The sequence below is a fragment of the Aurantimicrobium sp. genome (genome assembly GCF_036667855.1).
In the GTDB taxonomy this organism is placed as follows: domain Bacteria; phylum Actinomycetota; class Actinomycetes; order Actinomycetales; family Microbacteriaceae; genus Aurantimicrobium.
Window position 1 is genome coordinate 24692 of record NZ_JAVWTF010000009.1, and the last position, 17795, is coordinate 42486.

Sequence of the window (17795 nt, forward strand, 5' to 3'; positions counted from 1 at the left end):
TGTGGCTTCACTATTGGTAGATTGTCGGCTTTGTCACGAGAACAACCGAGGTTACTCCGGCGGGAGCGTGATAACTATGCGATTGTCGTCAAACGGTTTGTCATCGGCAGAGGGCATAGGTGCTCTGGCTTCAGCCTGTTCCTCAGCAACAATTCGAGACTCACGGGCACTGGGGAGAAAGAGTTCATCCATCACCGCGAAAGCGCCAGCTGCTCCACCAGAAGGTTTCTTACCCAGTTTCTTATTGCGGCGCTGAGCGGGGTATGAGATCACAAAGATCATTAGGGCAATTACCCCGACCCAGGTCAGTAGCTCCGACAAACTCATGGGTCAAAGCTATCAAAAGGGTTTGAGGGCATAAGAAAAGGGGCCGAGCTTTCGCTCGGCCCCTCTATCGAGTAATCGAAATTACTTGATGATCTTGGTTACGGTACCAGCACCTACGGTACGACCACCCTCACGGATAGCGAAGCCGAGGCCCTCTTCCATGGCGATGGGCTGAATCAGCTCAACGGTCATGTCAGTGGTGTCACCAGGCATAACCATTTCCTTGCCCTCAGGCAAGGTGATAACGCCGGTCACGTCAGTGGTACGGAAGTAGAACTGAGGACGGTAGTTTCCGAAGAATGGGTTGTGACGTCCACCCTCATCCTTGGAAAGGATGTAGGCAGTTCCTTCGAAGTTGGTGTGAGGAGTAACGGAACCAGGCTTTACAACAACCTGTCCACGCTCAACCTCTTCACGCTTGGTACCGCGGAGAAGAAGACCACAGTTCTCGCCAGCCCATGCTTCGTCGAGCTGCTTGTGGAACATCTCGATACCGGTAACGGTGGTCTTCTGAGTGGGACGGATACCAACGATCTCAACTTCAGAGTTGATGAGGAGGGTACCGCGCTCGGCGCGACCAGTTACAACGGTTCCACGACCGGTGATGGTGAAGACGTCCTCAACGGGCATGAGGAATGGCTTGTCCTTGTCGCGTACTGGGTCTGGTACGGAGCTGTCAACAGCTTCCATCAGGTCCAGGATCGACTGGGTCCACTTTGCGTCACCCTCGAGAGCCTTGAGGCCGGATACGCGAACAACAGGAGCGTTGTCGCCATCGAAGCCCTGGCTGGAGAGGAGTTCACGAACCTCGAGCTCAACGAGCTCAAGGATTTCTTCGTCGTCAACCATGTCGGACTTGTTCAGAGCAACGAGGAGGTAAGGAACACCAACCTGCTTTGCGAGCAGAACGTGCTCGCGAGTCTGAGCCATAGGACCGTCAGTAGCAGCAACCACGAGGATTGCGCCATCCATCTGAGCAGCACCGGTAATCATGTTCTTGATGTAGTCGGCGTGGCCAGGTGCGTCAACGTGTGCGTAGTGACGCTTGGGGGTCTCGTACTCAACGTGCGAGATGTTGATGGTAATACCGCGCTGACGCTCTTCAGGAGCGGAGTCGATCGACGCGAAGTCGCGCTGAACGTTGGTTGCGGATGGGTAGGTGTCAGCGAGAACCTTGGAGATTGCTGCGGTAAGAGTGGTCTTACCGTGGTCAACGTGACCAATGGTTCCGATGTTTACGTGAGGCTTGTTGCGCTCGAATTTGGCCTTAGCCACGGGGTCCTCCTAGGACATTCGAGTAGCTTCCGGTTGGAAACTACAGGGTTTGGATTATTTTACTGAACTCACAAGGAGCGAGATTACTCGCCCTTGTTTTTCTGGACGATCTCGTCGGCGACAGCCTTCGGGACCTCGGCGTAGCTGTCGAAAGTCATCGAGTACACAGCGCGACCTGAGGTCTTAGACCGCAGATCACCGACGTATCCGAACATCTCCGACAGGGGGACAAGGGCGCTAACGACCTTGACACCCGTTGCATCTTCCATGGACTGGATTTGTCCACGGCGAGAGTTGAGGTCACCGATAACGTCACCCATGTACTCCTCGGGAGTACGAACTTCAACAGCCATAAGTGGCTCGAGAAGAACGGGGTCAGCCTTTCGGGCCGCCTCCTTGAAGGCCATTGAGCCTGCAAGCTTGAAGGCCATTTCCGATGAGTCAACGTCGTGGTAGGCACCATCGAGGAGGATGCCCTTGACGCCGACCATGGGGTAGCCAGCGAGAACGCCGACTGCCATGGAGGCCTGGAAACCAGCATCAACGGATGGAATGTATTCACGAGGAACACGTCCACCAGTTACCTGGTTATCGAATTCGTAGATCTTGTCGCCCTGAACCTCAAGAGGCTCGAGTGAGATCTGAACCTTAGCGAACTGACCTGAACCACCGGTCTGCTTCTTGTGGGTGTAGTCGTGCTTGTCTACCTTGCGACGAATGGTCTCGCGGTAGGCAACCTGAGGCTTACCCACGTTGGCCTCAACATTGAACTCGCGACGCATACGGTCAACGAGGATGTCGAGGTGAAGCTCACCCATACCGGAGATCACAGTCTGACCAGTTTCCTGGTCCTGCTCAACGCGGAAGGTGGGGTCTTCTTCAGCAAGCTTCTGGATAGCAGTACCCAGCTTCTCCTGGTCAGCCTTGGTCTTGGGCTCAATAGCAACCGAGATAACAGGCTCGGGGAAGCTCATTGATTCAAGAACAATGGGGTTTGCAGGATCGCAGAGGGTGTCACCAGTGGTGGTGTCCTTCAGACCGATCACGGCGTAGATGTGACCAGCAGACATCAAGTCAACAGGGATTTCCTTGTTGGCGTGCATCTGGAAGATCTTGCCGATACGTTCCTTCTTGTCCTTAGTTGCGTTGAGCACCTGAGCACCGGACTCTGCCTTACCCGAGTAAACGCGGGTGTAGGTGAGACGACCGAAGAAGGGGTGAACGGCAACCTTGAACGCAAGTGCTGCGAAAGGCTCGGAAGCATCAGGCTTACGCTCGATGACCTTTTCCTCATCACGCACGTCGTGGCCCTGAGTTGCGGCAACGTCGAGTGGGCTGGGGAGGTAGTCAACAACAGCGTCAAGCATGGGCTGAACACCGCGGTTCTTGAAAGCAGAACCACAGAGAACGGGGTAGATCTCCGAAGCGATAACCATCTTGCGGATGGTCTTCTTGATCTCAGCAACAGTGAACTGGTCGTCACCGTTGAGGTAACGCTCGAGAAGTTCGTCGTCACCTTCAGCAACAGCTTCGATCAGTGCAGCGCGGTATTCGTTTGCCTTGTCGACGAGGTCCGCAGGGATCTCTTCGATGTCGTACTTGGCACCCATTTCCACGTCACCCTTAGCGTCTCCACGCCAGGTGAGTGCACGCATCTCTACCAGGTCAACAACACCTTCGAAGGTGTTCTCGAAACCGATAGGAAGCTGGATAACAAGTGGCTTAGCGCCCAGACGCTTGATGATGGTGTCTACGGTGAAGTAGAAGTCAGCACCCAGCTTGTCCATCTTGTTGACGAAGCAGATACGAGGAACGTCGTACTTGTCAGCCTGACGCCATACGGTCTCAGACTGAGGCTCAACACCTTCTTTACCATCGAACACAGCAACAGCACCGTCGAGAACGCGGAGCGAACGCTCCACCTCCACGGTGAAGTCAACGTGACCGGGGGTGTCAATGATGTTGATCTGGTTCTTGTTCCAGAAACAGGTGGTAGCAGCAGAAGTAATCGTGATACCACGCTCCTGCTCCTGTGCCATCCAGTCCATGGTTGACGCACCATCGTGAGTTTCACCGATCTTGTGGTTTACACCGGTGTAGAACAGGATTCGCTCAGTGGTGGTGGTCTTTCCAGCATCAATGTGAGCCATGATGCCGATGTTGCGGACCTTGTTTAGGTCAGTGAGGGCTTCTTGAGCCACAGGATTCCTCCGAAATAGTTAGTGAACAGGGTTTGGCTCGGACTACCAGCGGTAGTGAGCGAAGGCCTTGTTCGACTCGGCCATCTTGTGGGTGTCTTCACGACGCTTGACTGCTGCGCCAAGACCGTTAGATGCATCGAGAATCTCGTTCATGAGACGCTCGGTCATGGTCTTTTCGCGACGAGCCTTTGCGTAGCTGGTCAACCAACGCAGTGCGAGGGTGTTTGCACGGTGAGGCTTAACCTCAACGGGGACCTGGTAGGTCGAACCACCAACACGGCGAGAGCGAACCTCAAGGGTGGGGCGCACGTTGTCGAGTGCCTTCTTGAGAGTTACTACTGCGTCTGCGCCAGTCTTTGCGGTTACACCTTCGAGTGCACCATAAACGATGCGCTCTGCGAGACCCTTCTTGCCATCAAGAAGAATCTTGTTGACGAGCTGGGTGACAATGGGGGCGCCGTATACGGGATCGGCGACTACAGGACGCTTAGGAGCGGGACCTTTACGAGGCATTACTTCTTCTCCATCTTCGCTCCGTAGCGGCTACGAGCCTGCTTACGGTTCTTAACAGCCTGGGTGTCGAGTGCGCCACGGATGATCTTGTAGCGAACACCGGGGAGGTCCTTTACACGACCACCGCGAACGAGCACCATCGAGTGCTCCTGGAGGTTGTGACCTTCACCTGGGATGTAGGCGGTTACTTCAGTACCGTTGCTGAGCTTGACACGAGCAACCTTACGAAGAGCCGAGTTGGGCTTCTTGGGGGTGGTGGTGTACACACGGGTGCATACGCCACGCTGCTGAGGGTTCGACTTGAGGGCGGGTGCCTTGGTCTTGGTGACCTTGGGCGAGCGTCCCTTACGAACCAACTGGTTAATAGTTGGCACTATTTACTCCTTGATAAAACTGCACGGTGACAGCCGCTAAACGATTTAGCTAAACATCTGCCGCGACTTCACGAGCGTGAAGTCATTTCTGACAGATATGCCGTGGGGGTTCACCACTGTTGAAAGTGGGTAGACCCTTAAGGTGTTTCTGGCACGCAAAACGCACCAAGGCAAAAGCTTATCTCAGCTACCCGGTGGGGTCAAACGGCAGTTTGCCTACTCAGTCACTTCAGGTGCATCGCGCAGCTTGCGACTCTTGACTGCGATCCAGCCACCAAACCAGATGGGGATCTCACGAGAGAGCACCACAGCGACCAAAACCAAGGGGTTGAAGGCAATTCCGTGCCACATAAAATCAAGGGCTTCACTCAACGTCAGCGTCCAGGCGCGAACCGTGAGCAGACCTGCACCAATAGCGGTGGCATAGGTCAGGATGGCAACAACTAAGCCCCACAACACGAATGTGCGCCAGTGGCCCTTGTTGATCAGGATGGCCAAGATCACGAAGTAGAGCGTGAACGCAATAGCGGTGAGCCAATACACCGGAGTAGAGAGGAAGGCAATGGTGCGGTCTTGGATAAAGACCGCGGCCTGCGTTCCTTCGGCCGAGTCCCCATACATCCAGGCAGCAGCGCTATAACCCCAGGCAGCCAGGGCATAGAGAACGGCAAAGAGCACGCCGCCCAAGAGCGCAACTAGGGCACCAGTTGTGCGGTTGCTGGGCGCAGCCTCAACCGCAGGAGCATCTTCCGTGGTCTGCGATCCGTTCACACCAGCAAAGCCGAGGCCTTGAGGTTCTTCCTCGGGTGCAGGCTTGAAGAACTCGGGGTGGTCTTGTGACGAGTCGCTCATGGTGCGCTTAGCCTACACCGCAGATGGCCCCGCAAAAGCAAGGCCATCACTACGTTTCGTCAAATCAATTACATTAATATTTTTTTAGAAATTGGAAAATTCCCTTTGGCAGTTTTGGAACAAGGTAGGGAGCTACAAATCGGCTACTCACCTCGACCAACAAACCCCACAGACCAAAAATGAGGAATGACCAGGCAGCCATGTATACGCCACCAGATGCCCCTGCGAAGCCTTCAGCCCCACTGTATGAAACTGCGAAAACAGAGAAGATTTGTAGAACTAGACCTAAAAAGGCGTAGGCAAGAGGAGTTTTAATCCAATCCGAATTGGTGCCTAGCTTTCCACCACGCCTAATCGCCAGATACATCGATGCAATAAGCCCTAATGCGAGAACTACCAACAAGGCCACCCACGGAACCCATGCGTCCAAAGTCATCGAAAAGAGACCTAAGTCCTGCTGAAATGCACCACCTAGCAAAGACATATCTGCACGTATTTGGCCGAGAAGCAGAATGTTTGACACCCATATCCCCGCCGTTGGCAATAACAACAAAACCAGCCAGAAATCAATGGCTCCCCCCGTTGAAACCCAAATCAAAAAAGCAATGGTTCCGACAAGCATCAATGCACCTAAGTGACGAAGTGACGTCGCAACAGTGCCTGCAGGAACATATTCAAGGATCTTGTCTAGCCATTTTTTCTCTAATTTAAGAACTGAAAGAAGAATCGTCACGGCGACGAAAACAAACAGCAGAATAAAGGACAGGAATGAAGCCGCTGATTGACTCATTTCGGAAAATGCATCTCCGGTTTGTATGGGAAGAACCGCGGCAAATATCGTGGCGGCCAGAGCAACCATGAGACCGCTGATGATTGCAGGAAGTAGTAGTTTCGCCATACCTAGTTTTGCCTGATCGGCGAGCAACTTCCTAGAAGCAAAGATTGTATTGAGGATCAGCGCAGCAAAAGTAAACAGTGGCACAAAACCAATCGAAAACCCGCCAAAACTTTGCTCCGAAGAAGAAACTAGCGAACTAAATCCAGCCAATGTAATTGATTGGAATGCACCCGTGAAGGTGTTTCCAAAATCAAAGTAACTCCAGTTCGAAATAATTCCGCCCAGCAACAGCACAACCCAACTGACTACATAAGTCGATGCGAATGTTATTGCCGCAAGAAGGAAACTCTTCTTGACAACATCCCCGGAAATCGTCTTTACAAAATCCGGAAGGGTCGCTTTCTCAAATTGCTCATCTGCATTGTCCGTCATAATATTTACCTCTAACTCGCTCGACTGGAAAGTTACTTGACCATAATTTCGGTTGGTTCCCCATCCTCATTGATGAATGCGGTCCACACTCCATCCGATTGCGAAAAGGTGACATCGGAATATCTTGAATCGCTAGCTGCTTTCCACTCCTTCTTCGACGAGAAAAAATATCCACCACTTCCGTAGTACTCGTAAGAATATTTAAGCGTTACCGAAACTGAGAAAATGTACGCATCGTAAACACTGATGGCATCAGCGTCTGGCCCTTCGCAGGAGTCCAAAACATAATTTCTATAAGTTTCTGGGTCCAGATTTGCAGTAAGGTCGGCGAACAGAGCATCACACGCCGCGGGAAGCGTTGCTTCAATTTGCTCAAATCCCGTGTTAGACAGTGCTACCCCAGTCTTTTGCTTGCTCCAGGTCTCCTTTGCGTTAATTTTGGGCATCTCAATCCAACCAGTTGGATCTGGCGCAATCTCAGGTGCAATTGCTAAACCGGGCATTGCCTCGTAATAATCGGGCTTGAATGTTTTGTCGCCAAACTTCCAGTTGCTTGCCACCGTCGTGCCGGGGAAATTCATTTCCTGCAAGTCATAAGACCATGTTTGTGAACCGGCCGCAGATTGTGCGCCTGTGAAAATCAGACCGTACTCACTATCGTTTTGCTGAAACGTCAGCGTGTAGGTAATGGTGCCCGTCTCAGGGGACTTGTATTCCTCTACAAAGGGTTCAGTCTCAAGCCCGGAACTGGGGAGTAAAGGGAGCACCTTATCGTCGTCATCAGTTTCGAGACCGGAATGTTCCGTGAATGCTGCCAGCAAAGCCGCAAATTCAGGTCCGTTACCTTGCTTCAACAGATCTAAGATCCTTGACAATACAGCCTTAGGTTCCTGTTTGACCACATCTTGGGGTTTTGTCGAGGCACACGACACAAGGGTCGTCACCAGAACAAGGCCTACAAAAATTGAAAGTGTTTTTTTAGCAAACGACAAAGTAATCCCCCATTTTTGACGCTCAACCCAGATGGGTCTCACATAATTAATCTACTACGGCTCTAGGTCAAAAAATAGTGTTTTTTAAAAGAGGGAAAACTTTAGTGCGTAAACCTTAGCCCTGCAGTCGCTCTTTTTTTAGCCGGCGGTAGGCCAGCCAGCCGGTAAGTATGAGGATCACAACGGCTACACCAATGCCGGCAATAAGCACGATAGATGCATAATCAACGGGTGGTTTTACTTCGAGCACTCCCGCATCAGCCCAGCGCAAATTATTTGTGAGTACTAAGGCGCGGTACTTCCCCGGAACCAGTGCTTCATCCACCCTGACATCCTGTCCGGATTTGCCAGCTTTTGCATCAAACAGTCCGGCCATTGCTGTTGGGGAGGTCTCCCAGGGCTTTTCTTCGCCTTCGGGGACAAATCGAATAGTCCAATTTTCGGAGCTATCTAAACCTTTTACAAATACCTGAATATCTTGACCGACTTCAGCAGTGTTCGTCGACAAGCTCGCCCCTGGTAATTGGCTTGACTTGTCTTCAGGATCAAACGGAATCGTTACGTCCTGCTGCTTGACGGCTTTGACCGTGATTTTCGTTGTCGCGACTCTATTCTTTGAGTCGGTTACCCGCATACCTATTTGAAAGTAACCGGCCTTCTCAAAGGTGTGCTCGATAACTCCAACTTTGCTACTCAACTCGTAGGTTCCATTTCCATCGAAATCGAACTCGAATTTCGCTTCTTCACCGACATGTTTAGACCAAAGTCCATCGATGGCAAATGGTTCATCAACGAAGACCTCACTTGGGGCACTGACCAAGGCAACTGGATTATCTGGAGCCGAAGCCACCACTGTCTCAATCGAATCGATCAATGAGCTTGAAAACCCAGATTTCTTAGCTTGGACATCCGTGACAAAAACACCTCCAGTTGTCTCGACAAGACTTTGCATACTTGCGCTGCCCGACATGGGATTGGGCACTTCCGTTGAGAACCATGAAGTGGCTGACGGAGCTGCCACAACGGAAATAACTGCGCTTAATCCAACTTCATCCTGGACATTGACTATTGGCCCGCCCTGCTGATTCTTGTCAACTCTCACAGAATCAAGAGCCTCTGTGGACTCCACGAGATCAGGTGCCGGACATCCCGGGAAGGTTAAATTCGTCGATGCAAGACTTCCCCAAATGGTTGGTGTCCTCATCATAGTTTCGATATCTTTAAGTGACAGCTGGCTTGAATCTGCGGGCTCTTTCGGGGCAGCATCACCGATCACGACGATATCGCGGATACTTTCCTTTGCCCAAGGTAGCCTCATGATTGCGGTCCCAATACCGCAATAAACAGTCTCGGGAGTTTCTCTAGAATTCTCCGGAGCAATGACCAACTGATCCAGGCACGACTGAACCGCTTCAACTGTTGTGACGAATTCGCAACCTGTAGGAATTCTTGAAGCGAAGTCAACTTCGGGATAGAAATCTCGGTAGTCAATGATTGATACGCTACCGTTCTGCGAGAAGATTCCTTCTGCTGTCGCCTTTGCTTGCGACTTTGCATCTTCTAGGTAGTCAGTCATTGATCTTGTCGTATCTATGACCAGTGCTACTTGAAGTGGCCTTGTGTAATCCTTGCTTGCCTCATCCTCAATAAGCGCGTTTTTGACTATGCCCGCAAGTTGGCGGCCACCATAAATCGCATCTTGATTTTCTTCGGCATCCTTTTGGAAGTACGAACCGTGGACAGTCATTCCCGTTGTTGCTAGACGTAAGACTTCTAAAACAAATAGAGAAGGGTCGATGCTGATATTAAAGTATGGGGCACTCGCTATCGAAAAATCGCAAATTGTGTCACCATTTAGACAAATATCGTATCTATTCTTTAACTCGACAGGCTTTACCCATTCAGGAATAATTGAATCGGTAACTTTCCTGCTTGAAGCTACATTTATTGCTTCCTTTATTCCAGGTGCCGAAGCTAGCAGTGGAAGAATTACTCCCGCCCACAGACCAACACCTGTTCCTTCACTCCCCGAACCTGTATTACTCGGAGGCGCCCAAGGCCAAGAAGCAGGTATGTGGTATGGATCAGCAACAGTGACTAGTCCTCCAACAACTTCTAGCCCAGAGTTAAGCGTGTCAGAAGTTATTCTGGTTGCGATACCTGCGCCCTGTGAATATCCGAGAAGAATCGCTCCATTTGTGGGACAGCCTGAATTTTCGAAGGCTTGATGAAAAGCAATGGTGTCCTCAACCATGAGCTCTAAATTGCCCTCGAGCTTAGCGGTGTAATCGTCGCCTCCAACACCGATTACTTTAATTTTATTAACTATGTCTTTGCTTCCAGAGGCTTGTAAATCTTTTGCGAAATGTTGAAGTAACTGTCCAAGGCGATCGCCCTCCCAGCCATTCGTCGTAAATCCTTTGTACTTTGTTTCATCGCTTGTAAGTTGCGGTTCACTGGTACCTCTAAAAGCGAAAATTGCCAGCTCGCATTGGGTTTCGGCTGCCACGGCTGACTCAGGTGGGCTGGGAACATTCAACGCTAGAAGTGACGCAAGCGCGGTTGCTGCTGTGATGCGACTGATAATTTTCGCAATTCTCATTATTCGTTTGACCTACCTAATGTCAATGCTCTTAGAACTTATCCGAAGCCGGTAGGTGACCTCATACTCACCCGTGACTACTGGCAAGCTGGAGATGCTGTCGTTGCCAAAGAATCTTCTCGTACTGCCGACGCTCGTGCACATAAACTTCCCGAGGCCATCGGTAAGGATCTCGCCGTCCTCATTCATGCTCTGCAATGCTGGAATCGAACGCACGGAACAATCAACTTCTGACGCATCACTGCGGAAGCCCTCGCCATCAAACATGATTTCGATGTCGTTGCAGGATTTCGAAATATTCTCCAGCGAAATATCGGAATCGAAACATTCGTTTACTTTTTGATCAATTAATCCAGATACGGATGAAATTCCGGAACTGGACAAGGTCGAAGGCCAGAACAGGTTTACTCGCTGAGCACGATTTTCGTTGATCTCCGTTGTTTGCGTGTCTATGAATTCATTTGCAGACTCAATAGAGATGCTGTATTTGCCAGGGATTAACGCGAACTTTTGACTTTTCTTTGGTTCCTTCGGTGCCTTAACTTCAATTCCTGCCAGCACATAATTTGATGGTGAAATATCTACAGCTGCAGGTGATGTCGAAACCTCAATCACGGCAAGAGGTGCGCCTTCTTGAATCTTCCACGCATCTGTGAGCAGTGGCGTGAGACTTTCCTTCACGAGTACCAAAGTTCCTTCTTGCTCTTTTCCTCCTGAGGAGTAGCTATACGTGACCGTCGCTAAAGAATCAAAAGATTGCACATCTTTGATTTTCGCGGCAGCAGGAAATTGAGCATGAGCGATATCCCCATCTATCCAATTATCGATAGCAACAGACTCGAGAAACTTCTCTGATAACAAGACCTTTAACTGGGATGATTTGCCTTGACTTACAGAGTCGAGTGCTTGCTGCGCTACTGCCCTAGGGCTATAGATTGACTCCTGAAATATTCCACGCGCCACAAGCAAAATAATCAACACGAAAAGACCTAGAAGGAAGAAAAGAACTATCCTCTTTCTTTTCTCGGAAACATCACGGGTAGACGTAACGTTCTGTATATCTATGTTTTCGGTTTTAACCAGCTTATTCATCCCAATGCCCCCAATAGGGAAAATACCCCCATTAGTTAATCCTAGTCGAAGGCGTAGAGAACAATCTATTAAACAAAAACCGGGCCACGCATTGCGTGACCCGGTTTCTTAGGTGTATTTAGTTGTAGTTACCCGAGAAGTCATCCGACGAGAAAGACTCGAAGTCGACGAAGCTCAGGTCAGCGTCGGTGAAGTCACTCTCAGCCGCGAAGATGCGGTTGGGGTAGCGTTCAGCCTTAGCTTCTTCCGTCGCCTCAACCGAGATGTTGCGGTACTTCGCAAGACCGGTTCCGGCGGGGATGAGCTTACCGATGATGACGTTCTCCTTGAGGCCAACGAGAGGATCGGACTTGCCGTCCATCGCAGCCTGGGTGAGAACACGAGTGGTCTCCTGGAAGGAGGCAGCCGACAGCCACGACTCGGTAGCCAGCGAAGCCTTGGTAATACCGAGGACTTCCTGACGAGCCGAAGCAGTCTTCTTGCCTTCTGTGAGAGCAGCGCGGTTCATCTCGGTGTAACGAGAACGATCAACGAGCTCACCTGGGAGGAGTTCGGTGTCACCGTGCTCAACAACAGTTACCTTGCGGAGCATCTGACGAACGATGACCTCAATGTGCTTGTCGTGGATAGGTACACCCTGCGAGCGGTATACGCCCTGCACGCCACCAACGAGGTGCTGCTGAACGGCGCGAACGCCCTGTACTCGCAGAACTTCCTTGGGGTCAACGGTTCCAACCTGGAGCTGCTGACCGAGTTCAACGTGGTCTCCATCAGAGACGAGGAGAGTCGAACGCTTGAGCACGGGGTAGATAACTGCCTCGTCACCGTTGTCGGGGGTGAGGATTACCTTACGGCTCTTGTCGGTCTCTTCGATGGTGATGCGACCAGCAGTCTCAGCGATAGGCGATGCACCCTTAGGGGTACGTGCTTCGAAGAGCTCCTGAACACGGGGCAGACCCTGGGTGATGTCATCAGCGGATGCGGATCCACCAGTGTGGAAGGTACGCATGGTGAGCTGAGTACCAGGTTCACCAATCGACTGTGCAGCGATGATACCGACGGCTTCACCGATGTCGACGAGCTTGCCGGTAGCAAGTGAACGGCCGTAGCAGGCAGCACATACACCGGTTGCAGACTCACAGGTCAGGACCGAACGGACCTTGACCTCGTGGATGCCCGCAGCGATGAGAGTGTCGATCAGAACGTCACCTGCGTCGTCGCCAGCCTTGGCGATGACGTTGCCCTTAGCGTCGACTGCGTCAGCAGCGAGGCTACGTGCATAGATGGAGTTCTCCACGTTGGCGTCACGGACGAGCTCACCAGCTGCGTTAGCGGCAGCGATAGGCAGGTCGAGACCCTTAGTGGTGCCACAGTCCTCTTCGCGGATGATGACATCCTGCGATACGTCGACGAGACGACGAGTGAGGTAACCGGAGTCTGCAGTACGCAGAGCGGTGTCAGCAAGACCCTTACGAGCACCGTGTGTCGCGATGAAGTACTCCACAACGGAGAGACCTTCACGGTACGACGAGATGATCGGACGAGGGATAATTTCACCCTTAGGGTTGTTCACCAGACCACGCATACCCGCAATGTTGCGGACCTGCAGCCAGTTACCACGAGCACCAGAGGTGACCATGCGGTTAATGGTGTTGTTTGCAGGGAAGTTCTTCTGCATAGCTTCAGCAACTTCAGCAGTGGCGTCGGTCCAGATCTTGATCAGTTCCTGACGACGTTCGTTGTCAGTGATCATGCCCTTCTCGAACTCAGACTGAACCTTCGCAGCCAACTTCTCGTAACCAGCAACGATTTCGCGCTTGTTTGGAGGAGTCAGAACGTCGGAGAGTGCAACGGTCACACCCGAGCGAGTAGCCCAGTGGAAACCTGCATCCTTGATGTTGTCAAGGGTGGCAGCAACCACAGTCTTGGGGTAACGCTCAGCAAGGTCGTTGACGATGCCGGAGATGGTGCCCTTGTCAGCAACCTTCTGGATGTAGGGGTAGTCAGCGGGCAGAGCCTCGTTGAACAGTGCCTGACCCAGAGTGGTGTTGACCAGAACTGGTCCACCGGTGTAACCCTCAGGTGCTTCACCCTCAGCGAAGACAACATCGTTGAGACGAATGCGTGCCATGGCGTTGAGGTCCAGCGTGTGCTGGTCGTGAGCGAGGATTGCCTCAGAAACGGAAGAGAATGCGCGACCTTCACCGGTAGCACCTTCCTTCACGGTGGTGAGGTGGTGCAGACCAATGATCATGTCCTGCGTAGGCAGGGTCACGGGACGACCATCCGAAGGCTTGAGGATGTTGTTCGAAGCAAGCATCAGGATGCGAGCTTCGGCCTGAGCCTCAACCGAGAGCGGAAGGTGAACAGCCATCTGGTCACCGTCGAAGTCAGCGTTGAACGCAGCACACACGAGAGGGTGAAGCTGAATAGCCTTACCTTCAATGAGCTGAGGTTCGAATGCCTGAATACCGAGGCGGTGCAGGGTTGGTGCGCGGTTCAGCAGAACTGGACGCTCGCGGATGATCTCTTCGAGAACATCCCACACCTGGGGACGGCTACGCTCAACCATGCGCTTGGCGCTCTTGATGTTCTGAGCGTGGCTCAGGTCGATCAGACGCTTGATAACGAATGGCTTGAACAGTTCGAGTGCCATCTGCTTAGGCAGACCACACTGGTGCAGCTTGAGCTGAGGACCCACGATGATGACGGAACGACCGGAGTAGTCCACGCGCTTACCGAGCAGGTTCTGACGGAAACGACCCTGCTTACCCTTGAGCATGTCAGACAGCGACTTGAGCGCACGGTTACCGGTACCGGTAACGGGGCGACCACGACGACCGTTGTCGAACAGTGCGTCAACAGCTTCCTGAAGCATGCGCTTCTCGTTGTTCACGATGATCTCGGGAGCACCGAGGTCAAGGAGGCGACGGAGACGGTTGTTGCGGTTGATCACACGACGGTAAAGGTCGTTGAGGTCAGAGGTCGCAAAGCGTCCACCGTCGAGCTGAACCATGGGGCGAAGCTCTGGTGGGATAACGGGAACAACATCGAGAACCATCGCTGCAGGCGAGGTGCCGGTGTTGAGGAAGGAGGAAACAACCTTGAGGCGCTTGATGGCACGAATCTTCTTCGCACCCTTGCCCTCGGTGATCTCGAGACGAAGCGATTCAGCTTCACCTGCGAGGTCGAAGGTTTCCAGACGCTTCTTGATTGCTTCAGCACCCATGAATGCGTCGAAGTACAGGCCGTAGCGGTCTACCAGCTCGTTGAAGACAGCGTCTTCAGGCTTGAGGTCGCCAACCTTGAGGTTGCGGAAGTCATCCCAGACGCGCTCGAGGCGAGCGATTTCTTCGTCGATGGACTTACGGATCTGAGACATTTCCTTCTCAGCTACGTCCTTCGCACGACGCTTCTGGTCTGCCTTAGCACCTTCAGCTTCGAGAGCTGCAAGGTCGTTCTCGAGACGCTGCATGCGGTCAGCAATGCGAGAGTCGCGCTGGTCACCGAGGGTCTTGAGCTCGAGACGAAGCTCGTTCTCCAGACCAGGCATGTCAGCGTGACGACCCTCTTCGTCTACGTCGATAACCATGTAGGCAGCGAAGTAGATGACCTTCTCGAGGTCCTTGGGAGCCATGTCCAGCAGGTAACCCAAGCGGCTAGGAACGCCCTTGAAGTACCAGATGTGGGTAACGGGAGCGGCCAACTCAATGTGACCCATGCGCTCACGGCGCACGGACGACTTGGTGACCTCTACGCCACAGCGCTCACAAACGATGCCCTTGAAGCGGACACGCTTGTACTTGCCACAGGAGCATTCCCAGTCGCGAGAAGGTCCGAAGATCTGCTCACCAAAGAGGCCGTCCTTCTCAGGCTTGAGGGTGCGGTAGTTGATGGTTTCGGGCTTCTTGACCTCACCGAACGACCAACGACGGATGTCGTCAGCAGTGGCCAGACCGATACGAAGCTTGTCAAAAGCGGTTGCGTCGAGCAATTTAACTCTTTCCTTAGATTCTTAAGTGTCTGACTGGCGTTTAGATCTCGTCGATTGACGAAGACTCGAAACGAGTGGAGATGTTGATACCGAGCTCTTCAGCGGCGCGGTATGCCTCATCGTCGGCGTCGCGGAGGCTGACGACATCGCCAGCTTCGTTGAGAACCTCAACGTTGAGACCGAGGGACTGCATTTCCTTCATGAGAACGCGGAACGACTCGGGGATACCGGGCTCCTGGATGTTCTCGCCCTTGACGATGGCTTCGTAAACCTTGACACGGCCCACGATGTCGTCGGACTTGATGGTGAGGAGTTCCTGGAGTGCGTAAGCGGCACCATAAGCTTCCAGTGCCCACACCTCCATCTCACCGAATCGCTGTCCACCGAACTGTGCCTTACCACCAAGAGGCTGCTGCGTGATCATCGAGTAAGGACCCGTTGAACGTGCGTGAATCTTGTCATCGACAAGGTGGTGCAGCTTCAGGATGTACATGTAACCAACCGAGATGGGCTCGGGGAATGGCTCGCCGGAACGACCGTCGAACAGACGTGCCTTACCGGAAGAACCGATGAGGCGGTCGCCGTCACGAGTAGGAGTCGTGGAGTCAAGCAGACCCGCGATTTCTTCCTCGAGAGCACCGTCGAATACAGGGGTAGCAACCTTGGTACCAGGGGCAGCCTCGAATGCTTCTGCAGGAAGGTTGGCAGCCCACTCAGGTGAACCATCTACCTTCCAACCCTGCTTCGCAATCCAACCCAGGTGGGTCTCGAGGACCTGACCGAAGTTCATGCGACCGGGGATACCGAGCGGGTTGAGAACCACGTCAACGGGGGTACCGTCTTCGAGGAATGGCATGTCTTCAACAGGGAGAATCTTGGCGATAACACCCTTGTTTCCGTGACGACCAGCGAGCTTGTCACCTTCGGTGATCTTGCGCTTCTGAGCGATGTAGACAACAACGCGCTGGTTGACGCCCGAGCCGAGCTCGTCTTCGTCGTTCACTGCGTCGAAGACCTTCACACCAATGATGGTTCCGGACTCACCGTGAGGAACCTTGAGCGAGGTGTCGCGAACTTCGCGGCTCTTCTCGTTGAAGATGGCGCGCAGCAGACGCTCTTCGGCGGAAAGCTCGGTCTCACCCTTAGGAGTGACCTTACCGACGAGGATGTCGCCGGGGCGAACCTCTGCACCGATACGGATGATGCCGCGCTCATCGAGGTTAGCGATGAGTTCAGGGGACACGTTGGGGAGGTCGCGAGTGATCTCTTCCTTACCCAGCTTGGTGTCACGAGCATCAACGTCATACTCCTCGATGTGAATCGATGAAAGGACGTCGTCCTGCACGAGACGCTGCGACAGGATGATCGCGTCCTCGAAGTTGTGACCTTCCCAGGGCATGAATGCCACGAGCAGGTTCTTTCCCAGAGCCAGTTCACCGTTTTCGGTGGCTGGACCATCAGCGATGACCTGACCAACCTCTACACGCTCACCAGCGGTCACGATGACGCGGTGGTTGTAGCTGGTGCCCTGGTTCGAGCGGTCGAACTTACGGAGGAAGTAGTCCTCAGTTCCACCCTCATCGAGCTGAACGGTAACGACATCAGCCGAAACCTCAGAAACGACACCGGCCTTGTTGGTGAGGATAACGTCACCAGCATCGATAGCGGCGAAGTTTTCCATACCGGTACCAACCAGTGGGCTTTCGCTGCGCAGCAGTGGCACAGCCTGACGCTGCATGTTGGCACCCATGAGTGCGCGGTTAGCATCGTCGTGCTCGAGGAATGGAATCAGCGACGTACCAACAGAAACCATCTGGCGGGGCGAAACGTCCATGTAGTCCACCTCAGCGGCAGGAACGAGTTCAACCTCGCCACCCTTACGACGGACAAGCACGCGCTCTTCAGCGAAGTGGCTGTCCTTGGTAAGAGGTGCGTTTGCCTGTGCAACAACGAAGTCATCTTCTTCCGAAGCGGTGAGGTAATCGATGTTCTCGGTTACCTTGCCCTTGACGACGCGGCGGTAAGGGGTCTCAATGAAACCAAAGGCGTTGATACGCGCGAACGAGGCGAGCGAACCAATCAGACCAATGTTCGGACCTTCAGGGGTTTCGATGGGGCACATACGTCCGTAGTGGGACGAGTGAACGTCACGAACCTCAACACCTGCACGCTCACGCGAGAGACCACCGGGGCCCAGTGCCGAGAGACGACGCTTGTGGGTCAGACCGGCGAGAGGGTTGTTCTGGTCCATGAACTGTGACAGCTGTGAGGTTCCGAAGAACTCCTTGATTGCTGCTACAACG

At 52.9% G+C, this 17795-nt stretch carries 12 protein-coding genes; all 12 read right to left on the reverse strand.

Features of this window, described 5'->3' with window-relative positions:
• Positions 1-51 precede the first annotated feature (51 nt).
• Positions 52-327 (reverse strand): hypothetical protein, encoded by a 276-nt coding sequence (locus tag RR877_RS03650; RefSeq protein ID WP_332550954.1) that lies wholly within the window; start codon positions 325-327, stop codon positions 52-54.
• 81 nt (positions 328-408) lie between these two features.
• Complete coding sequence (gene tuf / locus RR877_RS03655; protein WP_110232718.1) at positions 409-1602, reverse strand: elongation factor Tu; 1194 nt, start codon at positions 1600-1602, stop codon at positions 409-411.
• Between the two features lie 83 nt (positions 1603-1685).
• The gene (gene fusA / locus RR877_RS03660) at positions 1686-3803 is read right to left on the reverse strand and encodes an elongation factor G (protein ID WP_332550955.1); all 2118 of its coding nucleotides are present in this window, start codon (positions 3801-3803) and stop codon (positions 1686-1688) included.
• 42 nt (positions 3804-3845) lie between these two features.
• Positions 3846-4316, reverse strand: coding sequence for a 30S ribosomal protein S7 (gene rpsG, locus RR877_RS03665; protein ID WP_096382567.1), 471 nt, complete (start codon positions 4314-4316; stop codon positions 3846-3848).
• Positions 4316-4690, reverse strand: coding sequence for a 30S ribosomal protein S12 (gene rpsL / locus RR877_RS03670; RefSeq protein ID WP_182485235.1), 375 nt, complete (start codon positions 4688-4690; stop codon positions 4316-4318). The genes rpsG and rpsL overlap by 1 nt, the downstream gene beginning before the upstream one ends.
• Before the next feature lie 216 nt (positions 4691-4906).
• Positions 4907-5542, reverse strand: coding sequence for a hypothetical protein (locus tag RR877_RS03675; protein WP_332627716.1), 636 nt, complete (start codon positions 5540-5542; stop codon positions 4907-4909).
• Positions 5543-5615: 73 nt separating this feature from the next.
• A complete protein-coding gene (locus tag RR877_RS03680; RefSeq protein ID WP_332627717.1) occupies positions 5616-6812 on the reverse strand; it encodes a hypothetical protein in 1197 nt (398 codons plus the stop codon).
• 32 nt (positions 6813-6844) lie between these two features.
• Positions 6845-7846 carry a hypothetical protein gene (locus RR877_RS03685; protein WP_332627719.1) on the reverse strand — a complete coding sequence of 334 codons (1002 nt, stop codon included), beginning with the start codon at positions 7844-7846 and terminating at the stop codon, positions 6845-6847.
• A gap of 73 nt (positions 7847-7919) precedes the next feature.
• On the reverse strand, positions 7920-10406 hold the full coding sequence (locus RR877_RS03690; RefSeq protein ID WP_332627720.1) for a hypothetical protein: 2487 nt from the start codon (positions 10404-10406) through the stop codon (positions 7920-7922).
• A gap of 12 nt (positions 10407-10418) precedes the next feature.
• Positions 10419-11498 carry a hypothetical protein gene (locus RR877_RS03695; RefSeq protein WP_332627721.1) on the reverse strand — a complete coding sequence of 360 codons (1080 nt, stop codon included), beginning with the start codon at positions 11496-11498 and terminating at the stop codon, positions 10419-10421.
• Positions 11499-11616: 118 nt separating this feature from the next.
• The gene (gene rpoC / locus RR877_RS03700) at positions 11617-15492 is read right to left on the reverse strand and encodes a DNA-directed RNA polymerase subunit beta' (protein ID WP_332551211.1); all 3876 of its coding nucleotides are present in this window, start codon (positions 15490-15492) and stop codon (positions 11617-11619) included.
• A gap of 40 nt (positions 15493-15532) precedes the next feature.
• The coding region (locus RR877_RS03705) for a DNA-directed RNA polymerase subunit beta (RefSeq protein ID WP_332627722.1) at positions 15533-17795 on the reverse strand (2263 nt) is incomplete at its 5' end.